Origin of the sequence: Pseudomonas fluorescens (assembly GCF_001307155.1) — a bacterium.
GTDB lineage: Bacteria > Pseudomonadota > Gammaproteobacteria > Pseudomonadales > Pseudomonadaceae > Aquipseudomonas > Aquipseudomonas helvetica.
In genome coordinates this window covers 3372596-3398932 of record NZ_CP012830.1, presented here as the reverse complement: position 1 = coordinate 3398932, position 26337 = coordinate 3372596, and the positions used below count along the sequence as shown (strand labels likewise).

The 26337-nt window shown below is 60.0% G+C and carries 24 protein-coding genes and 1 other RNA gene; 5 read left to right on the top strand and 20 right to left on the bottom strand.

Going from position 1 to position 26337, the window contains the following annotated elements; genetic code table 11:
* Positions 1-79: 79 nt before the first annotated feature.
* The gene (locus AO353_RS15375; RefSeq protein ID WP_054595721.1) at positions 80-1588 is read left to right on the top strand and encodes a sensor domain-containing diguanylate cyclase; all 1509 of its coding nucleotides are present in this window, start codon (positions 80-82) and stop codon (positions 1586-1588) included.
* A 316-nt stretch (positions 1589-1904) separates the two neighbouring features.
* Here the strand turns inward: AO353_RS15375 and lpxC are convergent, their stop codons facing one another.
* The 18 genes from lpxC to rsmI all read right to left on the bottom strand — a co-directional run bounded on the left by lpxC (position 1905) and on the right by rsmI (position 21443).
* Positions 1905-2816: a UDP-3-O-acyl-N-acetylglucosamine deacetylase gene (gene lpxC, locus AO353_RS15370; protein WP_054595720.1), complete on the bottom strand. Its 912-nt coding sequence runs from the start codon at positions 2814-2816 to the stop codon at positions 1905-1907.
* A gap of 112 nt (positions 2817-2928) precedes the next feature.
* Positions 2929-4122 carry a cell division protein FtsZ gene (ftsZ, locus tag AO353_RS15365; protein WP_054595719.1) on the bottom strand — a complete coding sequence of 398 codons (1194 nt, stop codon included), beginning with the start codon at positions 4120-4122 and terminating at the stop codon, positions 2929-2931.
* 90 nt (positions 4123-4212) lie between these two features.
* On the bottom strand, positions 4213-5475 hold the full coding sequence (gene ftsA / locus AO353_RS15360) for a cell division protein FtsA (protein ID WP_019693553.1): 1263 nt from the start codon (positions 5473-5475) through the stop codon (positions 4213-4215).
* A 14-nt stretch (positions 5476-5489) separates the two neighbouring features.
* On the bottom strand, positions 5490-6356 hold the full coding sequence (locus AO353_RS15355; RefSeq protein WP_054595718.1) for a cell division protein FtsQ/DivIB: 867 nt from the start codon (positions 6354-6356) through the stop codon (positions 5490-5492).
* Between the two features lie 4 nt (positions 6357-6360).
* A complete protein-coding gene (locus AO353_RS15350) occupies positions 6361-7329 on the bottom strand; it encodes a D-alanine--D-alanine ligase (protein ID WP_054595717.1) in 969 nt (322 codons plus the stop codon).
* Positions 7326-8786, bottom strand: a complete 1461-nt coding sequence (gene murC / locus AO353_RS15345) for a UDP-N-acetylmuramate--L-alanine ligase (RefSeq protein WP_054595716.1) — start codon at positions 8784-8786, stop codon at positions 7326-7328. Before murC ends, AO353_RS15350 begins: the two co-directional genes overlap by 4 nt.
* The gene (gene murG / locus AO353_RS15340; RefSeq protein WP_054595715.1) at positions 8779-9849 is read right to left on the bottom strand and encodes an undecaprenyldiphospho-muramoylpentapeptide beta-N-acetylglucosaminyltransferase; all 1071 of its coding nucleotides are present in this window, start codon (positions 9847-9849) and stop codon (positions 8779-8781) included. The genes murC and murG overlap by 8 nt, the downstream gene beginning before the upstream one ends.
* Complete coding sequence (gene ftsW, locus AO353_RS15335; RefSeq protein WP_054595714.1) at positions 9839-11056, bottom strand: putative lipid II flippase FtsW; 1218 nt, start codon at positions 11054-11056, stop codon at positions 9839-9841. Before ftsW ends, murG begins: the two co-directional genes overlap by 11 nt.
* On the bottom strand, positions 11053-12399 hold the full coding sequence (gene murD, locus AO353_RS15330) for a UDP-N-acetylmuramoyl-L-alanine--D-glutamate ligase (protein WP_054595713.1): 1347 nt from the start codon (positions 12397-12399) through the stop codon (positions 11053-11055). Before murD ends, ftsW begins: the two co-directional genes overlap by 4 nt.
* Positions 12400-12404: 5 nt before the next feature.
* Complete coding sequence (gene mraY / locus AO353_RS15325; protein WP_054595712.1) at positions 12405-13487, bottom strand: phospho-N-acetylmuramoyl-pentapeptide-transferase; 1083 nt, start codon at positions 13485-13487, stop codon at positions 12405-12407.
* Complete coding sequence (locus tag AO353_RS15320; RefSeq protein WP_054595711.1) at positions 13487-14854, bottom strand: UDP-N-acetylmuramoyl-tripeptide--D-alanyl-D-alanine ligase; 1368 nt, start codon at positions 14852-14854, stop codon at positions 13487-13489. The genes mraY and AO353_RS15320 overlap by 1 nt, the downstream gene beginning before the upstream one ends.
* Positions 14847-16310 carry a UDP-N-acetylmuramoyl-L-alanyl-D-glutamate--2,6-diaminopimelate ligase gene (locus AO353_RS15315; RefSeq protein ID WP_054595710.1) on the bottom strand — a complete coding sequence of 488 codons (1464 nt, stop codon included), beginning with the start codon at positions 16308-16310 and terminating at the stop codon, positions 14847-14849. The genes AO353_RS15320 and AO353_RS15315 overlap by 8 nt, the downstream gene beginning before the upstream one ends.
* The gene (locus AO353_RS15310) at positions 16310-18049 is read right to left on the bottom strand and encodes a peptidoglycan D,D-transpeptidase FtsI family protein (RefSeq protein WP_173859986.1); all 1740 of its coding nucleotides are present in this window, start codon (positions 18047-18049) and stop codon (positions 16310-16312) included. Before AO353_RS15310 ends, AO353_RS15315 begins: the two co-directional genes overlap by 1 nt.
* The gene (gene ftsL / locus AO353_RS15305) at positions 18049-18342 is read right to left on the bottom strand and encodes a cell division protein FtsL (RefSeq protein ID WP_054595708.1); all 294 of its coding nucleotides are present in this window, start codon (positions 18340-18342) and stop codon (positions 18049-18051) included. Before ftsL ends, AO353_RS15310 begins: the two co-directional genes overlap by 1 nt.
* Complete coding sequence (gene rsmH, locus AO353_RS15300) at positions 18339-19286, bottom strand: 16S rRNA (cytosine(1402)-N(4))-methyltransferase RsmH (RefSeq protein WP_019693565.1); 948 nt, start codon at positions 19284-19286, stop codon at positions 18339-18341. The genes ftsL and rsmH overlap by 4 nt, the downstream gene beginning before the upstream one ends.
* The gene (gene mraZ / locus AO353_RS15295; RefSeq protein ID WP_019693566.1) at positions 19283-19738 is read right to left on the bottom strand and encodes a division/cell wall cluster transcriptional repressor MraZ; all 456 of its coding nucleotides are present in this window, start codon (positions 19736-19738) and stop codon (positions 19283-19285) included. The genes rsmH and mraZ overlap by 4 nt, the downstream gene beginning before the upstream one ends.
* A gap of 403 nt (positions 19739-20141) precedes the next feature.
* An RNA gene (gene rnpB, locus AO353_RS29420) (RNase P RNA component class A) lies at positions 20142-20495 on the bottom strand.
* Positions 20496-20570: 75 nt separating this feature from the next.
* The gene (gene rsmI / locus AO353_RS15290; protein WP_054598243.1) at positions 20571-21443 is read right to left on the bottom strand and encodes a 16S rRNA (cytidine(1402)-2'-O)-methyltransferase; all 873 of its coding nucleotides are present in this window, start codon (positions 21441-21443) and stop codon (positions 20571-20573) included.
* A gap of 208 nt (positions 21444-21651) precedes the next feature.
* On the opposite strand from rsmI, the gene AO353_RS15285 reads away from it, so the two are divergent.
* From AO353_RS15285 to AO353_RS15270, 4 genes are all read left to right on the top strand, one after another.
* Positions 21652-23463 (top strand): penicillin-binding protein activator, encoded by a 1812-nt coding sequence (locus tag AO353_RS15285; protein ID WP_054595707.1) that lies wholly within the window; start codon positions 21652-21654, stop codon positions 23461-23463.
* Positions 23463-23825 carry a YraN family protein gene (locus tag AO353_RS29795; protein WP_019693569.1) on the top strand — a complete coding sequence of 121 codons (363 nt, stop codon included), beginning with the start codon at positions 23463-23465 and terminating at the stop codon, positions 23823-23825. Before AO353_RS15285 ends, AO353_RS29795 begins: the two co-directional genes overlap by 1 nt.
* A gap of 101 nt (positions 23826-23926) precedes the next feature.
* The gene (locus tag AO353_RS15275) at positions 23927-24520 is read left to right on the top strand and encodes a phosphoheptose isomerase (protein ID WP_007904374.1); all 594 of its coding nucleotides are present in this window, start codon (positions 23927-23929) and stop codon (positions 24518-24520) included.
* A complete protein-coding gene (locus AO353_RS15270) occupies positions 24517-25095 on the top strand; it encodes a BON domain-containing protein (RefSeq protein ID WP_054595705.1) in 579 nt (192 codons plus the stop codon). Before AO353_RS15275 ends, AO353_RS15270 begins: the two co-directional genes overlap by 4 nt.
* Positions 25096-25233: 138 nt before the next feature.
* On the opposite strand, the gene AO353_RS15265 is transcribed toward AO353_RS15270, so the two are convergent.
* Together AO353_RS15265 and AO353_RS15260 are read right to left on the bottom strand one after the other, a co-directional pair.
* Positions 25234-25647 carry a ClpXP protease specificity-enhancing factor gene (locus tag AO353_RS15265; protein ID WP_054595704.1) on the bottom strand — a complete coding sequence of 138 codons (414 nt, stop codon included), beginning with the start codon at positions 25645-25647 and terminating at the stop codon, positions 25234-25236.
* 16 nt (positions 25648-25663) lie between these two features.
* Positions 25664-26281, bottom strand: coding sequence for a glutathione S-transferase N-terminal domain-containing protein (locus AO353_RS15260; RefSeq protein ID WP_019693572.1), 618 nt, complete (start codon positions 26279-26281; stop codon positions 25664-25666).
* Between the last annotated feature and the right edge of the window lie 56 nt (positions 26282-26337).

Sequence of the window (26337 nt, the reverse complement as noted above, 5' to 3'; positions counted from 1 at the left end):
TAAACGAACTGATATCTGCAATGCCGCCCGGTTTGTCCGGGAACTACGCTGATGATGTCCCTGTGCAGAAATCAGAACCATGAGTGCAAACCGCACATACCACGCCATAACAGGCTCTGCCCGCCGACCGGAATTGCTGCTGGTTCTCGGCAGCTCGCTGACCGTCGTCGCGATCATCGCCATCGTCACCTTCCTGCTGATCCGCGAACACGCCAATGCCATGCAGGCGGCCACGCGGGGTGCGACCAACATCGTGCAACTGATCGACGCCGATGTGCTGCGCAACGTCGAGCTCTATGACCTGTCACTGCAAGGATTGATCGCTGCCGCCCAACGTGACGACCTGCAGAAGGTTTCGGCGCAGATCCGCCACCTGGTGCTGTTCGACCGCGCAAGTACCGCACGCTACAAGGGCGATGTGCTGCTACTCGACCAGCAGGGCAAGGTAATCGCCAACTCGTCGTCGATTCAGCCAAAATCGGGCAATTTTGCTGACCGTGACTACTTCCAGGCCCACGTCAGCAACAGCGACAGCGGGATGTTTATCAGTCGCCCGTTCAAACCCCGTTGCGACTGCCCCGAGAACGATCAGTGGCGCATCAGCTTCAGCCGGCGCATCTCTTCGCCCACCGGGGAGTTTCTTGGCGTTGCCGTCGCGTCCATGCAACTGGCGTACTTTGACGAGCTGTTCAGCAGCCTGGACATCGGCTCCAACAGTACCCTCAACGTGCTCGACAAGGACGGCATATTGCTGGCGCAAAAGCCCATGCTGACCGATGCCAGCATTGGCAAGAGTTTCGGCAATCGTCCCAACGTCATACGCATCATGCGTGAAGGCAGTGGCAGCTTCAGCAGCCTGTCGAGCATGGACCACCAGGAACGCCTGTACACCTTCTCGCGCGTCGGCAACCTGCCGTTGACGGTCAGCGTCGCGCTCTCCATGGACGAAATCTTCGCCAGCTGGAGACGCACCGCGTACGTGATCAGCGGCGCAACCGGTGTGTTGTGTATCGGCTTGATGTGGCTGACCTTGCTGCTATGCCGCGAATTACGCCTGCGCCATCACGCCGAGCAGGAACTGGCGCAACAGGCCGCCATCGATGCCCTCACCGGCGTGGCTAACCGGCGCACCCTCGACCAGGCCCTGAACCATGAATGGTCCCGCGCCCAGCGCTCGGGCAAACCGTTGTCGGTGCTGATGATCGACGCCGATCACTTCAAGTCGTTCAACGACCGCCACGGCCATCAGAGCGGCGACGATGCCTTGCGCGTGCTCGCCAGGGTCATCAGCGAAAACATCCGTCGCCCCTCTGATCTCGCCGCGCGCTATGGCGGTGAGGAGTTTGCCGTGGTGCTGGCCGAGACTGACAGCAGCGGTGCACTGCGAATTGCCGAAAATATCCGCGCTGCAGTCGAGCAACTGCCACCGTTCGAAGGCGACGAGTCCCCCATCACCGTCAGCATCGGCCTCTGTACCTCTACAGGACAACCGGGCGAGAGCCTGGAAAACCTGATGTATGCGGCCGACAAGGCGCTGTATCAGGCCAAGCACCGAGGGCGTAACCGGGTGGTCAGCGCGCAGGAATAGACGGTGCATCTGATGCCGCCATCGCCGGCAAGCCGTGTTCCTACAGGTCATGCGCGAGCCATCAATCTTCGTAATACCCGCGAACCGTAGGAGCATGGCTTGCCAGCGATGGCGCCAGTGAGATCGCCATCGCCGGCAAGCCGTGCTCCTACAGGTCATGCGCGAGCCATCAATCTTCGTAATACCCGCGAACCGTAGGAGCATGGCTTGCCAGCGATGGCGCCAGTGAGATCGCCATCGCCGGCAAGCCGTGCTCCTACAAGGCATAAAAAAAGGCCACCCGAAGGCAGCCTTTAAAAACTAGAGAGGTTTTTGCTTACACGGCCGCAACGGGACGCATGTAAGAGATCGGTGCAGTGCTGGCGTCTTCAAACGTCACGACTTCCCAAGCATCTTTCTGCTCAATCAATTTGCGCAGAAGCTGGTTGTTCAATGCGTGGCCCGACTTGAAGCCTTTGAACTCACCAATCAGGCTATTGCCCAGCAGGTAGAGGTCACCAATTGCATCGAGGATCTTGTGCTTCACGAATTCGTCCTCGTAGCGAAGGCCGTCTTCGTTCAGTACACCATCCGCGTCGACCACGATGGCGTTTTCAACGCTACCGCCGAGTGCGAGGTTGTGCTTGCGCAGGTACTCGATATCACTCATGAAACCAAAGGTCCGGGCGCGGCTGACTTCTTTTACGAACGAAGTGCTGGAAAAATCCACGCTGGCACTTTGAGTGCGGTCACGAAACACCGGGTGATCGAAATCGATCTCGAAGCTCACTTTGAAGCCTTCGAAAGGGACGAAAGTGGCGCGCTTGTCGCCATCTTCCACTGTCACTTCACGCAGGATCCGGATGAACTTCTTGGCTGCGTCCTGTTCTTCCAGGCCAGCCGATTGAATCAGGAATACGAAGGGTCCAGCGCTACCATCCATGATCGGGACTTCGGACGCGGAGAGCTCGACGTAGGCGTTATCGATGCCCAGGCCAGCCATGGCCGAGAGCAAATGCTCCACCGTGTCCACTTTGACGTCACCGTTGACCAGTGTCGTCGACATAGTGGTTTCACCAACGTTTTCCGCGCGAGCAGGAATCTGCACCACAGGGTCCAGGTCGGCACGACAAAACACGATGCCGGTGTCTACAGGTGCTGGCTTGAGGGTCAGGTATACCTTCTCCCCGGAGTGCAGGCCTACACCTGTGGCACGGATAATATTTTTCAGGGTGCGTTGTTTAATCATGGCTTGGGCCGCTTCAGCGCAAATTGCGAACTGGTATCAACAAAGGCTGGCGATAATAGCAGACCAGACCTTTGCTGAACACCAATCACCTTCATAGCCCTGATACATTCCATCAATCGGCCTGACGACGCAGGAATGCCGGGATGTCCAGGTAGTCCAGATCGTCTTGCGGATTCATCTTCGCGGCAGTCGCAGCACCGGCTTGAGCCTGGTTGCGCATGACGGTCGGACGGTCCAGGTCACGGTAGTTTACCGCTGGCTGTTCCTGGCGTGCAGGGGATTGTTGTTGTGGCTGCGAAGCCATGGAGGTGTGAACGGTGTTGTCGATGACCTTGACAGGCTTCTCGATTTTCGCGCCCAGACCGGTGGCAACCACGGTAACGTGCAGCTCGTCGCGCATGTCCGGATCGATAACGGTACCGACCTTGACCATGGCGTGTTCGGAAGCGAAGGCTTCGATGATGCTACCCACGTCGGAGTACTCACCCAGAGACAGGTCAGGACCGGCGGTGATATTCACCAGGATACCGCGTGCACCTTGCAGGTTCACATCTTCGAGCAGCGGGTTACGGATAGCCGCTTCGGTCGCTTCACGCGCACGGTTAGGACCGCTAGCGCAGCCAGTGCCCATCATCGCCATGCCCATTTCGCTCATCACGGTACGGACGTCGGCGAAGTCGACGTTGATCATGCCCGGACGCTTGATGATGTCGGAGATACCGCGAACGGCACCGGCCAGTACATCGTCGGCCTTGGCGAAAGCCGACAAGAGGCTTGCGTCTTTACCGAGGATGGTCAGCAGCTTCTCGTTGGGAATGGTGATCAGCGAGTCGACGCTTTCAGACAGCAGGCGGATGCCTTCGTCTGCGATCTGCATGCGCTTGCGACCTTCGAACGGGAACGGACGAGTCACTACCGCAACGGTGAGGATCCCCATTTCCTTGGCCACTTCGGCAATGATCGGCGCAGCACCGGTACCGGTACCGCCGCCCATGCCGGTGGTGATGAACACCATGTTTGTGCCTTGCAGCACTTCGGCGATGCGCTCGCGGTCTTCCAGAGCGGCCTGACGACCGACCTCAGGGTTCGCGCCAGCACCCAGACCTTTGGTCACGCCGGTGCCCAATTGCAGGATGGTCCGCGCGCCGATGCTTTTCAGCGCTTGGGCATCAGTGTTGGCGCAGATGAACTCAACGCCTTCAATGTTGCTCTTGACCATGTGATTCACAGCGTTGCCGCCGCCACCGCCAACACCGATAACTTTAATAACCGGGCTTGCGGGGATGTTGTCTACGAGTTCGAACATTTTCCCTCTCCTTACATTCTCTAGTTTTTTTCGCCTACTGCGCCTACTGCGTACAACGGTGCTGCGGTGTCACGGTGTTGCGGTAAATCTTCAGAAATTGCCCTGGACCCAGCTTTTGATGCGATCGATCAACGGGCTCTTGGCCTCGTCGTTGTTGTAGCTATCGCGACTGCTGCTGATCCCCGAGAAGGAAATGCCATCGGACTGCTTTTGCAGGCCATACATCAGCAAACCAACGCCGGTGGAATAAATCGGGTTGCGCACTACGTCGTCCAGGCCTCTGACGCCATGCGGTACGCCCAGGCGTACCGGCATGTGGAAAATCTCTTCGGCCAGCTCGACCGCGCCTTCCATCTTCGAAGTACCGCCGGTCAGCACGATGCCGGCCGGGATCAGGTCTTCGTAGCCGCTACGACGCAGCTCGGCCTGGATCAGCGTGAACAGCTCGTCGTAACGCGGCTCAACCACTTCGGCCAGGGCCTGACGGGACAGCTCGCGCGGCGGACGATCACCGACGCTTGGGACCTTGATGGTTTCACCGGCGCCGGCCAGTTTGGCCAGGGCGCAGGCGTAGCGGATCTTGATTTCCTCGGCGTACTGGGTCGGTGTGCGCAGCGCCATGGCGATGTCGTTGGTCACCTGATCACCGGCAATCGGGATCACCGCGGTGTGACGAATCGCGCCTTCGGTGAAGATCGCGATATCGGTGGTACCGCCACCGATGTCCACCAGGCACACGCCCAGCTCTTTCTCGTCATCGGTCAGTACCGAGTACGCCGACGCCAGTTGTTCGAGAATGATGTCGTCGATTTCCAGGCCGCAACGACGCACGCATTTTTCAATGTTCTGTGCAGCGTTCACCGCGCAGGTGACCACGTGGACCTTGGCTTCCAGACGTACGCCGGACATGCCCAAAGGCTCGCGCACGCCTTCCTGGTTATCGATCACGTAATCCTGCGGCAGCGTGTGCAGTACGCGCTGATCCGCCGGAATCGCCACGGCCTGGGCCGCATCGAGCACGCGCTCAAGGTCGGCCGAGCTGACTTCGCGATCACGAATCGCCACGATGCCGTGGGAGTTCAGGCTGCGAATGTGATTGCCCGCCACACCGACGAACGCCGAGTGAATCCGGCAGCCAGCCATCAGTTGCGCTTCTTCGATCGCACGCTGAATGGACTGCACGGTGGATTCGATATTCACCACCACGCCCTTCTTCAGGCCGCGGGAGGGGTGAGTACCGATCCCGACGATTTCCAGTTGGCCATCGGCCGCGACCTCGCCTACCAGCGCCACCACCTTGGAGGTGCCGATATCCAGACCGACGATCATTTTGCCGCTTTGCACGTTTGCCATGGTCCTGCCTCTTCTCAATTCTTCGCGACAGCGCGTTGGGCCGTCGTGGGCGCTACAGGTTCCCGCCAGCCAACGGCCAGGCCGTTGGCATAACGCAGGTCGATGCGCGCAATGTTCGTAATCTGTTCTTTAAGCGTCTTGTCGTAGATGGCAATGAAGCGGCGCATCTTTTCCACCAGGTGATCGCGTCCCAGCAACAGCTCGATCCCAGGGCCCGCGCTACCCGCGCCAGTGGTCAGAAACCAGCTGCCGCGTTCACGCAATTCCAGCCGGGCAATCGAGAAGCCCAATGGCCGTAACATCTGGCTCAACACCTGATACTGCTGCATCACTTGCTGCTGGGCCCGTTGTGGGCCGAACAGCTGTGGCAAATGTTCGTAGTTGGCCAATTCACGCGGCGTAAACGCCTGCCCCTGGTTGTTCAGCAACGCTTCGTCACCCCAACGGGCCACGGGCAGTTGCTCCTCCAGGCGAATCACCACCTGGTCAGGCCAGACGCGACGCACTTCGGCGTGGGCAATCCATGGCATCTGTTCCAGCTCGGTACGCATGCTCGCCAGGTCAATGGTGAAGAAGCTCGCCGCCACGTACGGGGCGATCCGCTGCTGCACTGCTTGCTGGCTGATGTAACTCAAATCGCCCTGCACGTTGATCTTGGTGATCGGCCGATCGGCGTACGGCAGCAAGCGCTGTGCACCTTCGTAAGTACCGAACCCCAACGCGACCAACAGCACGGGCCAGAACAAGGCTTTGAGAAAACCAAAATTGGCTTTCGGCAGGCGCACCGACATCGGCTCTTTGGCCACCATTCGGCTGGCACCCCGCGGCACCGGCTTGCGGCCGGGTGCGGATGGCTGATGACGTAGCTGGGCGCCTTGCATGGTCTTAACCTCGCGGCTCTACGTGACTGCCAACACTGGCCGCCAGGATCGCCAGCACCAACTGCTGGAAATCCAGACCGGCGGCGCGTGCGGCCATCGGGACCAGACTGTGGTCGGTCATGCCCGGTGCGGTATTGACTTCCAGGAACCAGAACTGCCCATCGGCGTCCTGCATCACGTCAGCCCTTCCCCAACCGGCGATACCCAGCGCCTCACAGGCTTTTGCCGTGAGGTCCATGAGTTCTTGTTCTTTAGCGCTATCGAGGCCACACGGGATCCGGTACTGGGTATCGGAAGCCAGATACTTGGCGTCGTAGTCGTAGAAAGTGTGAGGCGTGCCCAGAGCGATCGGTGGCAACACCTGATCACGCAGGGTCGCAATGGTGAACTCCGGACCTTGAATCCATTGCTCGACCAACACTTGCGAATCGTAGGTACTGGCCGCTTTCCAGGCTTCGATCAATTCTGCTGCCGAAGTCACTTTGGCCATACCGATACTTGAACCTTCATGCGCCGGTTTGACGATCAAAGGGAAGCCCAGTTCCGTCGCCGCCAAAATACAGTCGGCTTCGCTGGTCAGTACCGCGTGACGTGGCGTCGGAATGCCGAGGCTGTGCCAGACCTGTTTGGTCCGCAGCTTGTCCATGGCCAGTGCCGAAGCAAGGATGCCGCTGCCGGTGTACGGAATCCCTGCGCATTCGAGCAAACCCTGCATGCTGCCGTCTTCACCGCCACGACCGTGGAGAATGATGAAGGCGCGGTCGATTTTTTCGTTCAGCAGGCGTTGCAGGAAATCGTCGCCGACGTCGATGCCGAACGCATCCACGCCAGCGGACTGCAGCGCTTCAAGCACCGCGTTACCGGATTTCAGCGAAACCTCACGCTCGGCGCTTTTGCCACCGAACAGCACGGCCACGCGGCCGAAGTCTTTCGGAGCGATTGTCGAGAACAGGTTGGCGTAGGCTGCAGTCATTTCAACTTTCCTTCGTTAGGAGCGACAACCGCACCCGCGAACAACGGACTATTCAACAGTTTCGGTGCAAGACCACCGATATCACCGGCGCCCTGGCACAACAGGATGTCGCCGGCACGCAGCAGCGGCTTGACCACAGGCGCGAGGTCGACACCGCGCTCGATGTAGATCGGGTCGAGCTGACCGCGCTGGCGGATGCTGTTGCACAGTTTGCGGCTGTCAGCCCCCGGAATCGGCTCTTCGCCGGCCGGGTAGACTTCCATCAGCAGCAGCACGTTGGCGTCGGCCAGTACATTGACGAAATCGTCGTACAGGTCGCGGGTGCGGCTGTAGCGGTGCGGCTGGTAAACCATCACCAGGCGGCGCTCTGGCCAGCCACCGCGCACGGCTTTGATAACCGCTGCGACTTCGGTCGGGTGGTGACCATAGTCGTCCACCAGCATCACGTTGCCGCCTTCGACTGGCAGTTCGCCGTAGACCTGGAAGCGTCGGCCAACACCCTGGAAGCCCGACAGCCCCTGAACGATGGCTTCATCGCTGACGCCCTCGTCGGTCGCAATGCAGATGGTCGCCAGCGAGTTCAGTACGTTGTGATTGCCCGGCATGTTCACCGAGACATCCAATGGTTCGCGATCAGGGCGCAGCACGGTGAAGAAGGTCTGCATGCCTTGCTGGCGAACATTGATCGCGCGTACGTCGGCATCTTCGCTGAAGCCGTAGGTCATGGTCGGACGTTTGACCAGCGGCAGGATTTCACGCACCACCGGGTCGTCCAGGCACATCACCGCCAAACCGTAGAACGGCAGGTTGTGGAGGAATTCGACGAAGGTTTTCTTCAGTTTGTTGAAGTCACCGTCGTAGGTCGCCATGTGGTCGGCGTCGATGTTGGTGACCACGGCCACCAGCGGCTGCAGGTGCAGGAAACTGGCGTCGCTTTCGTCGGCTTCGGCGATCAGGTAACGGCTGGTGCCCAGTTGGGCATTGGTGCCTGCTGCATTCAGGCGGCCACCGATCACGAAGGTCGGGTCCAGGCCACCGGCGGCGAACACCGAAGCGATCAGGCTGGTGGTGGTGGTTTTGCCGTGAGTACCGGCGACGGCGATGCCGTGGCGGTAGCGCATCAGCTCGGCGAGCATTTCTGCACGCGGCACCACGGGGATACGACGTTCAAGGGCCGTCGCGACTTCCGGGTTGGAAGGGTTCACGGCACTCGACACCACCAGTACATCGGCGGTCGCGGCATTTTCGGCGCGGTGGCCGATGAAAATCTGGGCGCCGAACGATTCGAGACGCTCGGTCACCGGCGACGCCTTCAGGTCGGAACCGGACACTTGATAGCCCAGATTCAGCAACACTTCGGCAATGCCGCACATGCCCACACCACCGATTCCGACGAAGTGGATGCGACGGATGCGGCGCATTTCCGGTTGCGGCATGGCTTTCTGATTTTCAACCATGAACCACCTCCAGGCAGATATCGACCACGTTGCGGGTTGCATCAGGTTTGGCCAGGCGACGAGCGGCGCCAGCCATGTCGTTGAGTCGTTGCGGTTGCATCAAGACCTCTGTCAGGCGTGCAGCGAGATCCGCTGCGCCAGTCGTTCTTTGCGGCATCAGGAAGGCAGCGCCTTCACGAGCCAAATATTCGGCATTGCGGGTCTGGTGATCGTCGATCGCGTGGGGCAAAGGCACCAGCATCGAGGGCAGACCGGCAGCAGCCAACTCACTGACAGTCAGCGCGCCAGCGCGACAGACCACCAGGTCGGCCCAGCCATAGGCTTGGGCCATGTCTTTGATGAAAGGCTGCACTTGAGCCTCGACACCGGCCGTGCGATAGCGCTCGGCAGTCACTTCATCGTGGTTTTTACCGGCCTGATGAAACACTTCCGGACGCAGTTCAACAGGCACCTGCGACAGGGCTTCAGGCAGCAATTTGTTCAACGGTTCTGCCCCAAGGCTTCCGCCCAGGATCAGCAAACGCGCTTTGCGTCCGGCCAGGGCTGGACGCGCTGTATCGAGGAACAACTCGGTGCGCACCGGGTTACCGGTAGTGCGCCGACTGCCACTGGCAGCAAAGGTGTCCGGGAAAGCTTCGCAGACTCGCGCGGCCAACGGCACCAGCAACCGATTGGCGGTACCGGCGACGGCGTTCTGTTCATGAACGATCACGGGCACGCCAGCCAGTTTGGCGGCTACGCCACCAGGACCGGTGACATATCCGCCAAAGCCCAGGACGCAGACCGGCTTCAGCTGGCGAATGACGGCACGGGCCTGCCAGATCGCCTTGAGCAATACAAAAGGTGCCTTGAGCAGCGACAGCTTGCTCTTGCCACGCAGGCCGCTGACGTTGATCAGGTGCAACGGCAGGCCGGCATTCGGGACCAGTTCGTTTTCGATTCCGCGAGGCGTCCCGAGCCAGTGCACGGTATAGCCGCGCGCCTGAAATTCGCGAGCGCAGGCCAGCGCCGGGAACACGTGGCCACCGGTGCCGCCCGCCATGATCAGCACGTTAGCGCCCATGGGTCGGCTCCTCGGCGAAGTCACTCTCGCTGAATTCCATCTCTTCGCTGCCCAAGTGGGTTCGACTCTCCCATTCGATGCGCAACAACAAGCCAAGACAGGCGCAGCAGATCACCAACGAACTGCCGCCGTAACTGAGGAACGGCAAGGTCAGGCCCTTGGTCGGCAGCAGGCCGACGTTCACCCCGATGTTGATCAGGAACTGACCAATCCACAGGAACGACAAGCCGTAGGCGACATAGGCGGCAAAGAATTGCTTGGCCTTTTCTGCCCACAACCCGATGTACATGCCGCGTATGCACACAAAGACGAACAGCGCGACGGTGGCCAGGGAGCCGACCACGCCCAGTTCTTCGGCCAGAACCGAGAACACGAAGTCGGTGTGCGCTTCCGGCAGGTAGAACTGTTTCTGCACGCTGTTGCCCAGGCCAACGCCCAGCCACTCACCGCGACCGAAGGCGATCAGTGCCTGGGTCAACTGGTAGCCGGAACCGAACTGGTCGGCCCAAGGATCGGTGAAGGTGGTCAGACGCGCCATTCGATAAGGCTGCATCTTGATCAGCAGCACCACCGCCACCACCGCCAGTATCACCATCAAGGTGAAGCGGAACAGCCCGACGCCGCCCAAAAACAGCATCGCCGCCGCGGCCCCCATCATCACGACGGTGGCACCGAAGTCGGGCTCCATCAGCAGCAGGCCGGCCATTGGCAGCAGCACGATGAACGGCTTGAAGAAGCCCATCCAGCTTTCGCGCACTTCTTTCTGCCGACGCACCAGATAACCAGCGAGGTAGATCACCACAAAGACCTTGGCAATCTCGGAAGGCTGGACGTTGAAGAAACTGAAACCGATCCAGCGCATCGAACCGTTCACCTCACGGCCGATCCCCGGGACGATCACCATCACCAGCAAACCGAATGCACCGATCAGCATCAGCCAGCCCAGGCGTTGCCAGGTAGCGATCGGAATCATCATGGTGACGATGCAGGCACCGAAGCCGAGCACGATGTAGACAAGGTGGCGAATCATGTAATACAGGGCGCTGCCCGACTGTACCGCCGCCACTTCGGTCGAGGCAGAGGCGATCATGACCAGCCCCAGGCCGATCAACGCCAGGCAACCGGCGAGCATCGGGAAGTCGAGGTCAATACCGCGCCCGGTGATGATCGGCGACGGGTACGGCTTGATGATATTTCTCAAGCTCATGCCAAGTCCTCCACGGCCCGGGCGAACAGGTGCCCACGCTCTTCGTAGTTCTTGAACATGTCGAAACTGGCGCACGCCGGCGACAGCAGCACCGCATCGCCTGGCTGGGCGATGGCGCGGCATTGCTCGACCGCTTCGATCAGCGAGTTGACGCGAATCAGTGGCACGGCATCGCCGATGGCCTGGCCAATCAGCTCGGCATCACGCCCCATCAACACCACGGCGCGGCAGTTGGCCGCGACCGGATCACGCAGGTCCTTGAACTCGGCACCTTTGCCGTCGCCACCGGCGATCAGCACCAGCTTGCCCTGGATGTCTGCGCCCAGGCCTTCGATAGCGGCCAAGGCAGCGCCAACGTTGGTGGCTTTGGAATCGTTGTAGTAGCTCACGCCATTCAGGTCGCGGACCCACTGGCAGCGATGCTCAAGCCCGGCGAAAGTCCGCAGGCTCGAGAGCATGGCATCGAACGGCAGGCCCACGGCGTGCCCCAGGGCCAAGGCCGCGAGGGCGTTGGACTGGTTATGCGCACCACGAATTTTCAACTCGCGTACCGGCATCAGGTTCTGGAATTCAAAAGCCAGATACTTCTCGCCATTTTCCTCGCGCAGACCAAAGGCCTTGAAATCCGGCTTGTTCAGCCCGAAGGTCCAGCACGGCAGGCCCTCGCCCATCAACGGACGGCTCAGCGCATCCTGACGATTGACCACCACTTGCTTCGCGCCACGGAAGATCCGGTGCTTGGCCAGGTGATAGGCCGGCAGGCCGCTGTAACGGTCCATATGGTCTTCGCTGATGTTCAGCACGGTAGCCACTTCGGCGCCCAGCTGATCGGTGGTCTCCAGCTGGAAGCTCGAGAGTTCCATCACGTACAGCTCGACGTCGTCGCTCAGCAGATCGAGTGCCGGGGTACCGAGGTTACCGCCCACCGCCACGCGCTTGCCGGCTGCTGCCGCCATTTCGCCGACCAGCGTGGTCACGGTACTTTTTGCGTTGGAGCCGGTAATGGCAACAATCGGCGCCTTCGCGTTACGTGCAAACAATTCGATATCACCCGACAGCTTCACGCCACGGGCCGCCGCCGCTTGCAGGGCCGGAGTCGCCAAGGCCAGGCCCGGGCTCACGTAGAGCTCGTCGGCACGGCAGAGGAATTCGACATCCAGCTCGCCACAACGCACTTCCACCTGCGGGTAGTCACGACGCAGCGTGGCCAGCTCCGGTGGATTTTCCCGCGTATCGGCGACAGCGAACGACACGCCCCGGTTCGCCAGGAAGCGAACCAGGGACATGCCGCTCTTGCCGAGGCCGACAACGATGCGGAAGTGGTCAGAAGCGATCAGAGACACTTGTTCTACCTCAGCTTCAGGGTGGCAAGGCCGACCAGTACGAGAATCACGGTGATGATCCAGAAACGGACGATCACGCGTGGCTCGGGCCAGCCCTTGAGTTCAAAGTGGTGGTGAATCGGTGCCATGCGGAACACGCGGCGACCGGTCAGCTTGAAAGAGGCAACCTGAATGACCACCGACAGGGTTTCCATCACGAACACGCCGCCCATGATGAACAGGACGATTTCCTGGCGGACAATCACTGCGATGGTGCCCAACGCTGCGCCCAGCGCCAGTGCGCCGACGTCGCCCATGAAGACTTGAGCCGGGTAGGTGTTGAACCAGAGGAAACCCAGGCCGGCGCCGATCAGCGCTCCGCAGAACACGATCAGCTCACCTGCGCCCGGTACATAAGGGATCAGCAGGTATTCGGCGAATTTCACGTTACCCGACAGGTAGCAGAAGATCCCCAGCGCGCCGCCGACCATCACGGTTGGCATGATCGCCAGGCCATCGAGGCCGTCAGTCAGGTTGACCGCGTTGCTGGAGCCAACGATCACGAAGTAGGTCAGGACCACGAAGCCAATGCCGAGCGCGATGCTGGCGTCTTTGAACATCGGCACGATCAAGGTCGTTTCAACCGCGCTGGGTGCAGTCATATAAAGGAAGATCGCCGCGCCCAGGCCGAACACCGACTGCCAGAAGTATTTCCAGCGGCTCGGCAAGCCACGAGAGTTCTTCTCGATGACTTTGCGGTAATCGTCGACCCAGCCCACGGCACCAAACAGCAGCGTGACCAGCAACACGACCCACACATAGCGGTTGTGCAGGTCGGCCCAAAGCAAGGTGCTGACGCCGATGGCGGTCAGAATCAGTGCGCCGCCCATGGTCGGAGTGCCCGACTTGGACAAGTGCGATTGCGGGCCGTCATTACGGACAGACTGGCCGATCTGGCGGTTCTGCAACGTGCGGATCATCCATGGACCCAGGCACAGCGACAACGACAACGCGGTCAGCACACCGAGAATCCCGCGCAGGGTCAGGTACTGAAAGACCGCGAAGCCTTTGTAGAACTGTTGCAGATACTCCGCTAACAACAGCAGCATTAATGGTTCTCCCCGCTCGAACCGCACAAAGCCGCAACGACGTTTTCCATCGCAGCGCTTCGCGAGCCCTTGATCAAAATAGTGGTGTTTGTATCGTGTTCGGCGCCCAGCGCCGCGATCAGATCAGCCTGATTGGCAAAGTGGCGAGCCTGTTCACCGAAGGCTGCGACAGCATGCGCCATCATCGGGCCAACGGCATAAAGCGCGGAAACCTTGCCGCTGGCGTACGCGCCAACGTCACGGTGCCCCTGCTCTGCCCACTCGCCCAACTCGCCAATATCTCCGAGCACCAGAATGGTGCGGCCGGAAAAGCCGGCGAGTATATCAACGGCGGCGCACATTGAGGTGGGGTTCGCGTTGTAAGAGTCATCAATTACGCGCATGCCATTGGTCGCCAGTTGCGCCACGGCACGGCCCTTGACCGGTTGCACCGCATTCAACCCCGTGGCGATACCGAACAGCGACACACCCAGAGCATGCGCGGCAGCCGCGGCGGCCAAGGCATTGGCAACGTTGTGGGTGCCAAGCAGGTTCAGTTGAACCTGTTCGACGCCTTGCGGACTGTGCAGCGTGAAGGACGGGCAACCGCGGACGTCTCGAGCCAGATCAGTGGCATGGAAATCGGCACGGCTGTCGTTCAGGGCAAAGCTCAGCACCTGACGACCCGCGGCACGCTTCTTCCAGATATCAAACGCCTTGTCGTCGAGGTTCAGAACGGCGACGCCATTGGCATCCAGCCCTTCGAGAATCTCGCCCTTGGCTTCAACGATTTTTTCCGGGCCGCCGAATTCGCCGACGTGGGCGGTCCCGGCGTTGTTGATCACGGCTACATGCGGCTTGGTCATGCCGACGGTGTAGGCAATCTCGCCGATCCGCGAAGCACCCAGTTCGATAACGGCTGCGGTGTGTTCCGCAGTCAGTTCGAGCAAGGTCAGCGGAACGCCGAGGTCATTGTTCAGGTTGCCACGGGTCGCCAGTACCGGACCGCGCGTGCGCAGGATGCTCGCGAGCATTTCCTTGACCGTGGTTTTGCCGCTGGAGCCGGTAATCGCCGCGACCGGGTTCGAATACGCCGCACGGTTCAGCGCGCCGAGTTCGCCAAGGGCCTGACGAGTATCCGTGACCAGTAGCTGAGGCAACGTGGAGTTCGTCACTTCACGCTCGACCAGGGCCGCGACCGCGCCTTTGGCAGCCACGTCATTCAGGTAGTCATGACCGTCGAAACGCGGCCCGGCCAGGGCGACAAACAACTGGCCCGGCTTGATCGCCCGGCTGTCGATGCTGACGCCATCGAAGCTGCTGTCGGCAGTCAGCAGGCGGCCGGCCAATGGGCCAGCCACTTCGCTCAATTTCAAGGCTTTAAGCATGGGCCACCTCCCACGCGGTCAAGGCACGGTCGGCCTCCACCAGATCGGAGAAGTCATGGCGCACGCCGTTGATTTCCTGGTAGTCCTCATGACCTTTACCGGCCAGCACAATCACGTCATCGGCGCTGGCGCTGGCGATCAACTGGGCAATCGCCTGGCCACGACCGGCGACGAATCGAACGTTATCCACCGCCGTGAAACCGGCGCGGATGTCGTCGAAAATCTGTGCAGGGTCTTCGCTGCGCGGGTTGTCATCGGTGACCAGCACGCCGTCAGCCAGACGCTCGACCACTTCGGCCATCAGCGGACGCTTGCCGCGGTCGCGGTCACCGCCGCAACCGAACAGGCAGAGCAATTTGCCCTTGGCGTGTGGACGCAGGGCCATCAGGACTTTTTCCAGCGCATCCGGGGTATGGGCGTAGTCGACCACCACCAGCGGCTGAGTACCGCCGCCCAGACGCTGCATGCGACCGGCCGGACCTTCGAGTTGTGGCAGTACGTGGAGGATTTCATCCAGCGCGTAATCCAGACCGAGCAAGGCACCGACAGCGGCCAGTACGTTGCTCAGGTTGAAACGGCCGAGCAAGGCACTGCGTAAATGGTGTTCGCCCTGCGGCGTTACCAGTGTGGCGCGCACGCCTTCATCGTCGAACTGCGCTTCACGGCAATAGAGGTAGGCGCTGGCGTCTTCGAGACTGTAAGTGATCAGTCGCGACTCACCCTTTTCAGCCGCGAGTTGCCGACCGAACGCGTCGTCCAGGTTGATCACCCGGCACTTCAGATCGTTCCAGGCAAACAGCTTGGCCTTGGCCTCGCCATAGGCTTGCATGGTCCCGTGATAATCCAGGTGATCGCGCGACAGGTTGGTCATCACCGCCACATCGAACGCCAATGCCGTCACCCGCCCTTGATCCAGGCCGTGGGAGGACACTTCCATGGCCACGGCTTTGGCGCCGGCCTTTTTCAGGTCGGCCAGGGTTGCCTGTACTGCAATCGGGTTCGGCGTGGTGTGCAGGCCGCTTTCCAGTGCGCCGTAGAAACCGGTGCCCAGAGTGCCAACAATGCCGCAGTGCTGCCCCAACAGGTCCAGCGCTTGCGCGACCAGTTGGGTCACGCTGGTCTTGCCGTTGGTGCCGGTCACGCCAACCAGGTTCAGGTTACGGCTCGGGTCGCCATAAAAACGCCCGGCAATATCCGACAATTGCGCGGCCAGGCCCTTGACCGGAATCAGCGGCACATCGGTAATCGGCAGAACAGTCGCACCTTCGACTTCGTAGGCGACTGCGGCGGCACCACGTTGCAAAGCATCGGCAATGTGCGCACGACCGTCGAATTTAGCGCCTGGGACGGCCAGGAACAGGTCGCCCGCTCGGACATTACGGCTGTCCAGGGTTAGTTCGCGAATCAATAGATCACGGTCAGCGTGGGCGAAAATCTTGTTCAGGCTAAGCGACATCAGCCACGCCCTCCATTGGCTTTAACAGGGGTAACCGGGGCCGCGTTGGCTTGCTGGGTGGGCGGCAGGTTGTCCGGCGTGATATTCATCAGACGCAGGGTCCCGGACATCACTTTGCTGAACACCGGCGCCGAAACCAGACCACCGAAGTAACCGGCCTTGCTCGGTTCATCGATGACCACGACGATCGCGTAGCGCGGGTCGCTCATGGGACCAAAACCTGCGAACAGCGAGCGGTAGGAGTTCTCGGCGTAGCCTTTGGTGCCCACCGATGTCTTACGTGCAGTACCGGACTTGCCAGCGACGTGATAGGCCGGCACTTGCGCACGGAATACCCCGCGCGGCGCCTCGATCACCTGCTGCAACATGCCCTGCATGGTTTTCGCCACGGCTTCTGGAATCACTTGGGTGGTTTGCGCGGCCTTGTCGGTCTTGATCAGGGTCAGCGGTGCGATACGGCCGTTGTTGGCCAGCGCCGAGAAGGCGTGGACCAGCTGAATGGCGGTCACCGAAATGCCGTAGCCGTACGACAGCGTGGCCGTCTCGGCCTTGCGCCATTCGCGGTAGTTCGGCAGGTTGCCGACGCGCTCGCCCGGGAAACCCAGGCCGGTGTCCTGGCCGAGGCCGACTTTCTGCGCAAGACGGAAAATCGTTTCGCCGCCGATATCGAAGGCGACCTTACTCATGCCGACGTTACTGGAGTTGATCAGAATGCCGGTCAGGTCGAGCACCGGGCCTTCGGTCTTGGATACGTCCTTGATGGTGTATTTACCAATCTGCAAGCTGCCCGGGTATACCTCGACGGTGTCGCTCGGTTTCCAGCGCCCGGATTCGATCGCGGCGCTCATGGAGATCGCTTTCATGGTCGAACCCGGTTCGAACACGTCGATCATCGCGCGGTTACGCATCATCGCCGGTTGCAGGTTGCGACGGTTGTTCGGGTTGTAGGTCGGCTGGTTGACCATGGCAAGAATCTCGCCGGTCTTGACGTCCATGATCACCAGGCTGCCAGCCTTGGCGCCGTTCTCGATGATCGCGTTGCGCAGCTCGCGGTTCGCCAGGTATTGCAGACGCAGGTCAATCGACAACGCCAAGGGCTTGCCGGCCTTGGCGTTTTTGGTCACTTGAACGTCTTTGATCAGTCTGCCGCGCCGGTCCTTGATGACCTGACGCTTGCCAGCGACACCAGCCAGCCATTCGTCGTACGCCAACTCCACGCCTTCACGCCCGTGGTCATCGATGTCGGTAAAGCCGACCATGTGCGCAGTGACTTCGCCGGCCGGGTAGAAACGCCGGAACTCTTCGATGCCGTAAACGCCCGGCACTTTCAGATCGAGCGCGACCTGGCCCTGCTCGGGGGTCAGCCCGCGCACCAGATAGATGAATTCTTTATTCGCCTGGGCTTCAAGTCGCTCGGCCAGGACTTTAGGGTCTTGGCCCAGCACCATCGCCAGTGCCGGCCACTTTTCCTTGGCCAGCTGCATTTCCTTGGGGTTGGCCCACAGGGTGGTGACCGGGGTGCTCACGGCCAACGGCTCGCCGTTACGGTCGGTGATCAAACCACGGTGAGCCGGGATCGGGATGTGTCGAACACTGCGCGCATCGCCCTGACCAATCAGGAAGTCACGGTCGATCACCTGCAGGTCGACAATGCGCCACGCGATGGCAACCACCATGACACCCAGCAAGCCAAGCACCACGCGAAACCGCCACGGAAAGAGTGCCCCTTCGAGTTTCATCATGGCGCCACCATCCGTACTTCAGCGGCGCCGGGAATGCGCATCTTCAGTTGTTCAGTGGCCAATACTTCGATACGGCTGTGAGCGGTCCAGGTGCTCTGTTCAAGAATCAACCGGCCCCACTCTGCCTGCGCCTTGTCGCGCACACTCAACTCGTTGTACAGCGAGTTCAGCAGTTGACGGTTCCAGTGAGCGCTATAGGAAACTCCGATCGCGGAGACCAATACGGCAATAAATAGCAGCAGCATGAAAAAGCTTCCGCCTGGAAGTGGCTTGGCGAAGAGCTTGCTCACCGAAGTTTCTCCGCGACACGCATGACGGCGCTACGGGAACGAGGGTTGGCTTTGAGTTCGGCTTCGCCAGCGAACTGCGGTTTGCCATGAATCTTGATTTTCGGCACAAAGGCTTCGAAACGTACCGGCAGGTTGCGCGGCAGGTTGTCGGTTTCGCCCTTGACCAGTTTGCGCATGAACTGTTTGACGATGCGGTCTTCCAGCGAGTGGAAGCTGATCACCACCAGGCGACCACCGACTTCGAGAGCTTCAAGCGCGGCTTCGAGGCCGGTCTCAAGATCGCCCAACTCGTTGTTGACGTGAATTCGCAGGCCCTGGAACGCGCGGGTAGCCGGGTTCTTGCCCTTCTCCCAGGCAGGGTTGGCGACTTTCAGGACTTCAGCCAGATCGCCAGTGCGCTCGAAGGGCTTGATATCGCGGCGCTCGGCCACGGCACGGGCCATACGACCGGAGAATCGCTCTTCGCCGTATTCCTTGAACACACGGGCAATTTCTTCGACGGGTGCGGTGTTGACGAACTCTGCCGCACTGATCCCGCGAGACGGGTCCATGCGCATGTCCAGCGGGCCGTCATTGAGGAAGCTGAAGCCACGTTCCGGGTCGTCGAGCTGTGGCGAAGACACGCCCAGGTCGAGCAGAACGCCGCTGACCTTGCCGGCCAGACCGCGTTCGGCAACTTCCGAACCGAGCTCGGCAAAGCTGCGCTGCACAACGACAAAGCGGCCGTCTTCGGCCGCTAGCGTTTGCCCGGTGGCAATCGCCTGAGGATCTTTGTCGAACCCCAGCAACCTACCATCGGGTCCAAGCTGGCTGAGAATCAGGCGGCTATGCCCGCCGCGCCCGAACGTGCCATCCAGATAGCAGCCATCAGGGCGTACGGCGAGAGCCTCAACGGCTTCGTCAAGCAGTACGGTGATGTGGTTAAAGCCGCTATCAATAGTCACAGGATCAAATCACGCAGTTCATCAGGCATAGCGCCCGGTTGTTGAATAGCAGCCAGGTCAGCAGCAGAAACCGCATCCCAGGCATCCTCGTCCCACAATTGGAACTTGTTCAGTTGACCTACCAGCATCGCGCGCTTATCCAATTTGGCGTATTCGCGCAGACGCGGTGGAACCAGAAAACGACCACTGCCATCGAGCTCGAGGTCGACGGCATTACCAATCAGCAAACGTTGCAAACGACGGTTCTCTTCGCGAAGCGAAGGCAGTGCGCGCAGTTTGGTTTCAATCAGCTCCCACTCATCGAGCGGGTAAACACATAAACAAGGGTCAACGGCATCAATTGTGACAATTAACTGCCCGGAACTTCGCGAAACGAGCTCGTCACGATACCGGCTCGGCATGGCGAGACGGCCTTTTGCATCGAGACTGATAGCGTTAGCTCCGCGAAACACGTCAGCGTTTCTCCAAATTTTAGCGTTTTACGCTTAAAAAACCCACTTCATGCCACTTTCCGCCACTTGCGCACACTATAGGAATGCGCCCACCACACCGTCAAGGCACGGATTGAAGGAAAACCCTTACAGATCGGAGATTTAGCGCTGTAAAAGAAGGGGTTACGAGTATTTGGCGGATGATTTTGCTCAATAACTTGAAGCAGCACTGAAGGCTACGTTCAGAAGTTAAAGTGATTTGTTAAGAGTAAGATTTTTTCGGTATTACAAAAGCGCTTCTGCTATTGATTCAAGCAGGGAGGGTAATCGCCACTACATCAATGCCTCTGCTTGGGGCTCAGCAGATGGCCAACCAGTATTACCACGTCCTTCCGCCAAAGATTCAAGCCGAAGGAACAAAAAGGTGGAGAGTCGATCTATAAGCCGGGTTCTGTCTTGAACAGTCATTCGTCTACGATGGCCATCACTGGACATCTTTAGCAACCTACCCGGTCCCAGCGCGGGCCACGCCTTGGGACCCTATTTGGTCTTGCTCCAAGTGGGGTTTACCTAGCCACGAACTGTTGCCAGTCGTGCGGTGCGCTCTTACCGCACCTTTTCACCCTTACCGGCACCGAAGTGCTTAGGCGGTTATTTTCTGTGGCACTTTCCGTAGGCTCACGCCTCCCAGGCATTACCTGGCACTTCGCCCTATGGAGCCCGGACTTTCCTCCCCCCCCTAATTTTCATAGAGGGCAGCGACTGTCCAATCGACTCTCCGCCGCAAAGGTTAACGGCAGAGAGCCCGAAGAACAAGCGATAAAAGCCTTTTGCCGCTCTACAACCCGCGTTTTTACTCGCCTTTCTGTTTATCCAGGGCCACCTGGTAGAGAACGTTCTTGCGCTCACCGGTAATTTGCGCCGCCAACGCCGCAGCACGCTTGAGCGGCATTTCCTCGAGCAGCAGATTGAGAATACGCATCGCCTCGCTACTCACCGCCTCCTCACTCTCAGGCGCCGACCAACCGGACACCAACACCACACACTCGCCGCGCTGCTGATTGCTATCGTTCTCGACAAATGCACGCAACTCGGCCAACGGCAGCCCCTTGAGGGTTTCGAAGGTTTTGGTCAGCTCGCGAGCGAGCAGCGCCGGACGCTCAGGACCAAATACCAGCTCCATGTCCTGCAAGCATTCGAGAATCCGGTGTGGCGCTTCGTAAAAGATCAGCGTACGCGGCTCTTCCTTTATGGACTCCAGGCGCGCACGTCGCCCCACCGCCTTGGCCGGCAAAAAGCCTTCGAAGATGAACCGGTCGGATGGCAACCCCGCCGCAGACAACGCCGCAATCAGCGCGCAGGCACCAGGAACCGGCACTACATTGATACCTGCAGCCCGCGCCTGACGCACCAGGTGATAACCCGGATCAGAGATCAGCGGCGTTCCCGCATCGGAGATCAGCGCGACATTGTCACCAGCCAGCAAACGCGTGATGAAGCGACTGCCTTCATCGCGCTCATTGTGCTCATGACACGCCGCCAGCGGCGTGGCGATCCCGAAATGTTGCAGCAACCGCAAGGAGTGACGAGTGTCTTCAGCCGCGATCAACGCCACGTCACGCAAGATTTTCAGCGCCCGCGCACTGATGTCATCCAGGTTGCCGATGGGCGTCGCCACCACATAAAGCGAGCCAGCAACGGAATTCAAAGCACCTGGAGCAGTCAAAGCGCACACCTCATGATCGGTAAAACCGGCATTGTAGCGCGTAGAAGTGCCTTGAATACGCGCAGCGATCATCTTGCTCCACGCCCTTTTGTTGATCGCCGTAACATTTACACGACCTAAATTGAAGGTTTCACGCCAGTAACATCGCGCCCCGGCCAGCGCTTGGGTACAATTCCACGCTAATTTGATCGAGTATCAGGAACATTACATGATCGCTTGCCTGCGGCTGTTCTCTGCCCTCTGCCTCGCTGCTCTGTTGGCGGCTTGCGCCAGCTCGCCCTCCTCCAGCCTTGGCGAACTTCCACGGACTGCGGATGCCAGTATCGAGCAATTGCTCGAACAGGCCGCCACCAGCAAAACGCCGGAGAAGGCCGCCTTGTTGCGCCTGAGCGCGGCAGACCTGGCCTACCGCCAGGGTAATGCCGGCCAGTCGGCACAAATCCTTCAACAGGTCCCAATGGACCAGTTGAAACCCGGCCAACAGGTATACGCCAGCACCCTGGCCGCCGAACTGGCGATGACTCGCAACCAGCCCAAGGCAGCACTGACCGCCTTGAGCCATCCGAGCCAGCAACACCTGAGCGAGATGCCGGTCGAGCAGCAAGTACGCACTGGCACCGTCCATGCGCGCGCCCTTGAAGCCGACGGTCAGACCCTGGCCGCCGCCCGCGAACGCATCTTTATCGCCCCACTGCTCAAGGATGACGCGGCCAGCAAAAACCACGAGGCCATCTGGGCACTCATTGCGTCCTTGCCGGCCGATCAACTGCAACCCATCACCACCGACGACCTCGGCGGCTGGATGAGCCTGGCCGTGGCGGTGAAAAACGCCGCTACGCTGGAACAGCAGCAGGCCGCCATCGACAACTGGCGCGCCCAGCACCCCAAACACCCCGCTGCACTTGTGCTGCCACTGCCTTTGACCAAACTCAAGGAACTGGCCAGCCAACCGATCAGCAAGATCGGCCTGCTGCTGCCGCAAGACGGTCCGCTGGCATCGGTCGCCAAGGCACTGCGCGAAGGTTTCATGGCGGCTCACTACCAGGCTCAACAAGCCGGGCAGAAGCCGCCTGCCATCGAGTTCTATGACAGCTCGCACCTGACCTCGCTGGACGACTTCTATCGCAAGGCACAAGCCGACGGCGTGCAACTGGTCATCGGCCCGCTGGAAAAACCGCTAGTCAAACAACTCAGCGCTCGCCCGCAACTGCCGATCACCACGCTGGCGCTGAACTACAGCGAAGGCGAGCAAGGACCAGCCCAACTGTTCCAGTTCGGCCTGGCTGCCGAAGACGAAGCCCGCGAAGTTTCCCGCCGGGCACGCGCCGATGGCCTGCACCGCGCCGCCGCACTGGTGCCGAAAGGCGAATGGGGCGATCGCGTGCTCAAAGCCTTCCGCCAGGACTGGGAAGCCAACGGCGGTACCGTCGTGGGCATTGAACGCGTTGATCAGCCGGTAGCCCTGGCTCAGCAAATCGCCGACCTGTTCCAGCTGCGTCAGAGCGAAGGTCGCGCCAAGAGTCTGCAAAGCACCGTAGGCTCGCAGGTCGCTGCACAGCCTTCGCGCCGCCAGGACATCGAGTTCATTTTCCTCGCCTCGACACCGCAGCAAGCCCAGCAGATCAAGCCAACGCTGAACTTCCAATACGCAGGTGACGTACCGGTTTACGCCACGTCCCACGTATTCAGCGCCAGCGGCGACCAGAACCAGTACAACGACATGAACGGCGTTCGCTTCTGCGAAACCCCATGGCTGCTGGACGCCAACGACCCGCTGCGCAGACAAGTGACCGCTCAATGGCCGCAAGCTGCGGGCAGCCTGGGCCGCCTTTACGCAATGGGCGTCGACGCCTATCGCCTGGCGCCGCGCCTGGGCCAACTCAAGACACTGCCAGACAGCACCATCGAAGGTCAGTCGGGCACCCTGAGCATGACCTCGTCGCAACGCGTTCAGCGTCAACTGCCATGGGCACAGTTCATCAATGGCCAGGTTCAACGCCTGCCTGATACGCCGCGCTGATGCCCGACAGGTCACGCCAACAAAGCGGTCGAGATGCCGAAAGCCAGGCGCTCAAGCATCTCCAGCAACAAGGTCTGCGCCTCCTGGCGCAGAACTGGTTGTGTAAACGCGGCGAGCTTGATCTGGTCATGCTTGACGGCGATACAGTAGTATTCGTCGAAGTCCGCTACAGACAAAACACCCAATGGGGTGGCGCGCTCGGCAGCATCGATGCGCGCAAGCGTCAGAAATTGATACTCGCCGCGCAGTATTTTCTGCAGCGCGAGTCGCGCTGGGCCAACTCCCCCTGCCGTTTCGACGTGGTTGCCATAGACGGCAGCGCGGCTCATTTGAACTGGCTAAGGAACGCCTTTGACAGCTGACTGCTCAAAGGCAAGGCCGATCTTCACTCAACACTTTTGCTCTTTGCTTTGCGGGCTGCACATTGCTGTGCCACCAAGCCGCGCTACTTAAGGTCACACAGATGGACATGCAATCGCGAATTCGCCAGCTTTTTCAGGCCAGTATCGATACCAAGCAACAGGCGATGGACGTACTTGCACCGCACATCGAGCAAGCCAGCCAGGTGATGGTCAACGCCCTGCTCAACGAAGGTAAAATGCTCTCGTGCGGCAACGGCGGTTCAGCCGGTGACGCACAACACTTCTCCTCCGAGCTACTCAACCGCTTCGAGCGCGAACGCCCGAGCTTGCCGGCGATTGCACTGACGACCGACAGTTCGACGATCACCTCGATCGCCAACGACTACAGTTACAACGAAATCTTCTCCAAACAGATCCGCGCGCTCGGCCAACCCGGCGACGTGCTGCTGGCGATTTCCACCAGTGGCAACTCGGCAAACATTATTCAAGCGATCCAGGCCGCACATGATCGCGAAATGATTGTCGTAGCATTGACCGGACGCGATGGCGGCGGCATGGCATCGCTGTTATTGCCCGAAGACGTTGAAATACGCGTCCCGGCCAATGTCACTGCACGTATTCAGGAAGTCCACCTGCTGGCGATCCACTGTCTTTGCGACTTGATCGACAGCCAATTGTTCGGGAGTGAAGAATGACCCTTAATCGCCTTGGCCTTCTGGCCTTGACTCTAAGCCTGGGCATCAGCGGCTGCACCTCGGTACTCACCGCGACCCGCGACGCCCCCATTGAAGACGATCGCGGCACTCGCACCTTCGGCAGCAAGATCGACGACTCCCTGATCGAAACCAAGGTCGGCGTGAACGTGGCCAAGGCCAGCCCGGACCTGGATAAAGGCTCGCGCATCATCGTCACCAGCTTCAACGGTGTGGTGCTGCTCGCCGGACAAACGCCACGCCCCGACCTCAAGGAACTGGCCGGACAAGCCGCTGCTGCAGTTCAGCGGGTAAAGACCGTGCACAACGAACTGCAGGTGATGCAACCTTCGTCGATACTGGCCCGCAATAACGATGCCTGGCTGACCACCAAGATCAAAACCCAGATGCTCGCCGACGCCAGCATCCCGGGCTCGCGCATCAAGGTTGTGACCGAGAACGGTATCGTCTACTTGCTGGGGCTGTTGACCAAACAGGAAGCCGAACAGGCCACCAACCTGGTGCAGGGCGTTTCTGGCGTACAGAAGATTGTGAAGCTGTTCGAGTACATCGACTGATACCTGCCGCGCCCCCTGCCGGAGCACGGCTTGCCGGCGATGGCGTCCTTGAGGCCGCCATCGCGAGCAAGCTTTGCTCCTACAGACCTACAGAAGAGCAGGCACAAAAAAGGCGACCGTTGCAGGTCGCCTTTTTTATTACTTCACTACCTTCAGGCTTGGCCTGCCGCTTGGACGCGGTGGCTCGCTGTCGGGTGGTGGAAGATCATCATCCGGCTCGATCTCTTCCTCGTCTTCCATAGGCGATTCCAGATCGAACACCATGCCCTGACCGTTCTCCCGGGCGTAAATGCCGAGGATCGCAGCGATAGGCACGTACAGCGTATGCGGCACGCCACCGAAGCGCCCTTCAAAGCTGACCGCATCATTATCCATGTGCAGATGGCGCACCGCCGCAGGCGATACGTTCAGGACAATTTGTCCGTCGCTGGCAAAGCCTTGCGGCACCTGCACCGACGGATACTCGGAATTGACCAGCAGGTGCGGGGTGCAATCGTTGTCCACAATCCACTCATAGAGCGCGCGGACCAAATAAGGTCGACTGGAGTTCATAGCGGCTCCTTAAGCCTCAGCGCATATCGCGTTCGACACCAGACAGACTCGCCTGGAAAGCCTCACGCGCAAACTGGCGCTCCATGTAATCAAGCAGCGGCTTGGCAGGCCGCGGCAGTTCAATACCCAGAATCGGTAAGCGCCAGAGTATTGGCAGTAGGCAACAATCCACCAGACTTTGTTCCTCACTCAAGAAAAACGGCTTGTCGGCGAACAGCGGCGAAACGCCAGTCAGGCTCTCACGCAATTCCTTGCGAGCCTGCACACGTGCCGGCTCCTTGGTCCGCGAATCCAGAATCAGATCCACCAGAACACACCAGTCACGTTGAATACGGTGAATCAGCAGACGACTGTTGGCACGCGCCACCGGATAAACCGGCAGCAGAGGTGGATGCGGGTAACGCTCATCCAGATATTCCATCACCACGGTCGACTCCCACAACGCCAGGTCACGATCGACCAGGGTGGGCAAGCTGCCGTAAGGGTTCACTTCGATCAGCTTTGGCGGCTGACGGCCCGCCTCCACACTGATGATCTCGGCGCTGACACCCTTCTCTGCCAGTACGATACGCACTCGGTGGGAATAGTGGTCGGCGGGGTCGGAGTAACAGGCCAACCGATTGGTCACGCCCATGGCGGTCCTCCTCGCTTGTAGAAATTATCGGGAGCGGAAAAACGCGCGCGCCCAAA

What these genes read in the sequence shown, in the direction of transcription:
- AO353_RS15375 (WP_054595721.1), top strand. Translation starts at nt 80, where the DNA reads ATGAGTGCAAACCGCACATACCACGCCATAACAGGCTCTGCCCGCCGA.
- lpxC (WP_054595720.1), bottom strand. Translation starts at nt 2,816, where the DNA reads ATGATTAAACAACGCACCCTGAAAAATATTATCCGTGCCACAGGTGTA.
- ftsZ (WP_054595719.1), bottom strand. Translation starts at nt 4,122, where the DNA reads ATGTTCGAACTCGTAGACAACATCCCCGCAAGCCCGGTTATTAAAGTT.
- ftsA (WP_019693553.1), bottom strand. Translation starts at nt 5,475, where the DNA reads ATGGCAAACGTGCAAAGCGGCAAAATGATCGTCGGTCTGGATATCGGC.
- AO353_RS15355 (WP_054595718.1), bottom strand. Translation starts at nt 6,356, where the DNA reads ATGCAAGGCGCCCAGCTACGTCATCAGCCATCCGCACCCGGCCGCAAG.
- AO353_RS15350 (WP_054595717.1), bottom strand. Translation starts at nt 7,329, where the DNA reads ATGACTGCAGCCTACGCCAACCTGTTCTCGACAATCGCTCCGAAAGAC.
- murC (WP_054595716.1), bottom strand. Translation starts at nt 8,786, where the DNA reads ATGGTTGAAAATCAGAAAGCCATGCCGCAACCGGAAATGCGCCGCATC.
- murG (WP_054595715.1), bottom strand. Translation starts at nt 9,849, where the DNA reads ATGGGCGCTAACGTGCTGATCATGGCGGGCGGCACCGGTGGCCACGTG.
- ftsW (WP_054595714.1), bottom strand. Translation starts at nt 11,056, where the DNA reads ATGAGCTTGAGAAATATCATCAAGCCGTACCCGTCGCCGATCATCACC.
- mraY (WP_054595712.1), bottom strand. Translation starts at nt 13,487, where the DNA reads ATGCTGCTGTTGTTAGCGGAGTATCTGCAACAGTTCTACAAAGGCTTC.
- AO353_RS15320 (WP_054595711.1), bottom strand. Translation starts at nt 14,854, where the DNA reads ATGCTTAAAGCCTTGAAATTGAGCGAAGTGGCTGGCCCATTGGCCGGC.
- AO353_RS15315 (WP_054595710.1), bottom strand. Translation starts at nt 16,310, where the DNA reads ATGTCGCTTAGCCTGAACAAGATTTTCGCCCACGCTGACCGTGATCTA.
- AO353_RS15310 (WP_173859986.1), bottom strand. Translation starts at nt 18,049, where the DNA reads ATGAAACTCGAAGGGGCACTCTTTCCGTGGCGGTTTCGCGTGGTGCTT.
- AO353_RS15285 (WP_054595707.1), top strand. Translation starts at nt 21,652, where the DNA reads ATGATCGCTTGCCTGCGGCTGTTCTCTGCCCTCTGCCTCGCTGCTCTG.
- AO353_RS29795 (WP_019693569.1), top strand. Translation starts at nt 23,463, where the DNA reads ATGCCCGACAGGTCACGCCAACAAAGCGGTCGAGATGCCGAAAGCCAG.
- AO353_RS15275 (WP_007904374.1), top strand. Translation starts at nt 23,927, where the DNA reads ATGGACATGCAATCGCGAATTCGCCAGCTTTTTCAGGCCAGTATCGAT.
- AO353_RS15270 (WP_054595705.1), top strand. Translation starts at nt 24,517, where the DNA reads ATGACCCTTAATCGCCTTGGCCTTCTGGCCTTGACTCTAAGCCTGGGC.
- AO353_RS15265 (WP_054595704.1), bottom strand. Translation starts at nt 25,647, where the DNA reads ATGAACTCCAGTCGACCTTATTTGGTCCGCGCGCTCTATGAGTGGATT.
- AO353_RS15260 (WP_019693572.1), bottom strand. Translation starts at nt 26,281, where the DNA reads ATGGGCGTGACCAATCGGTTGGCCTGTTACTCCGACCCCGCCGACCAC.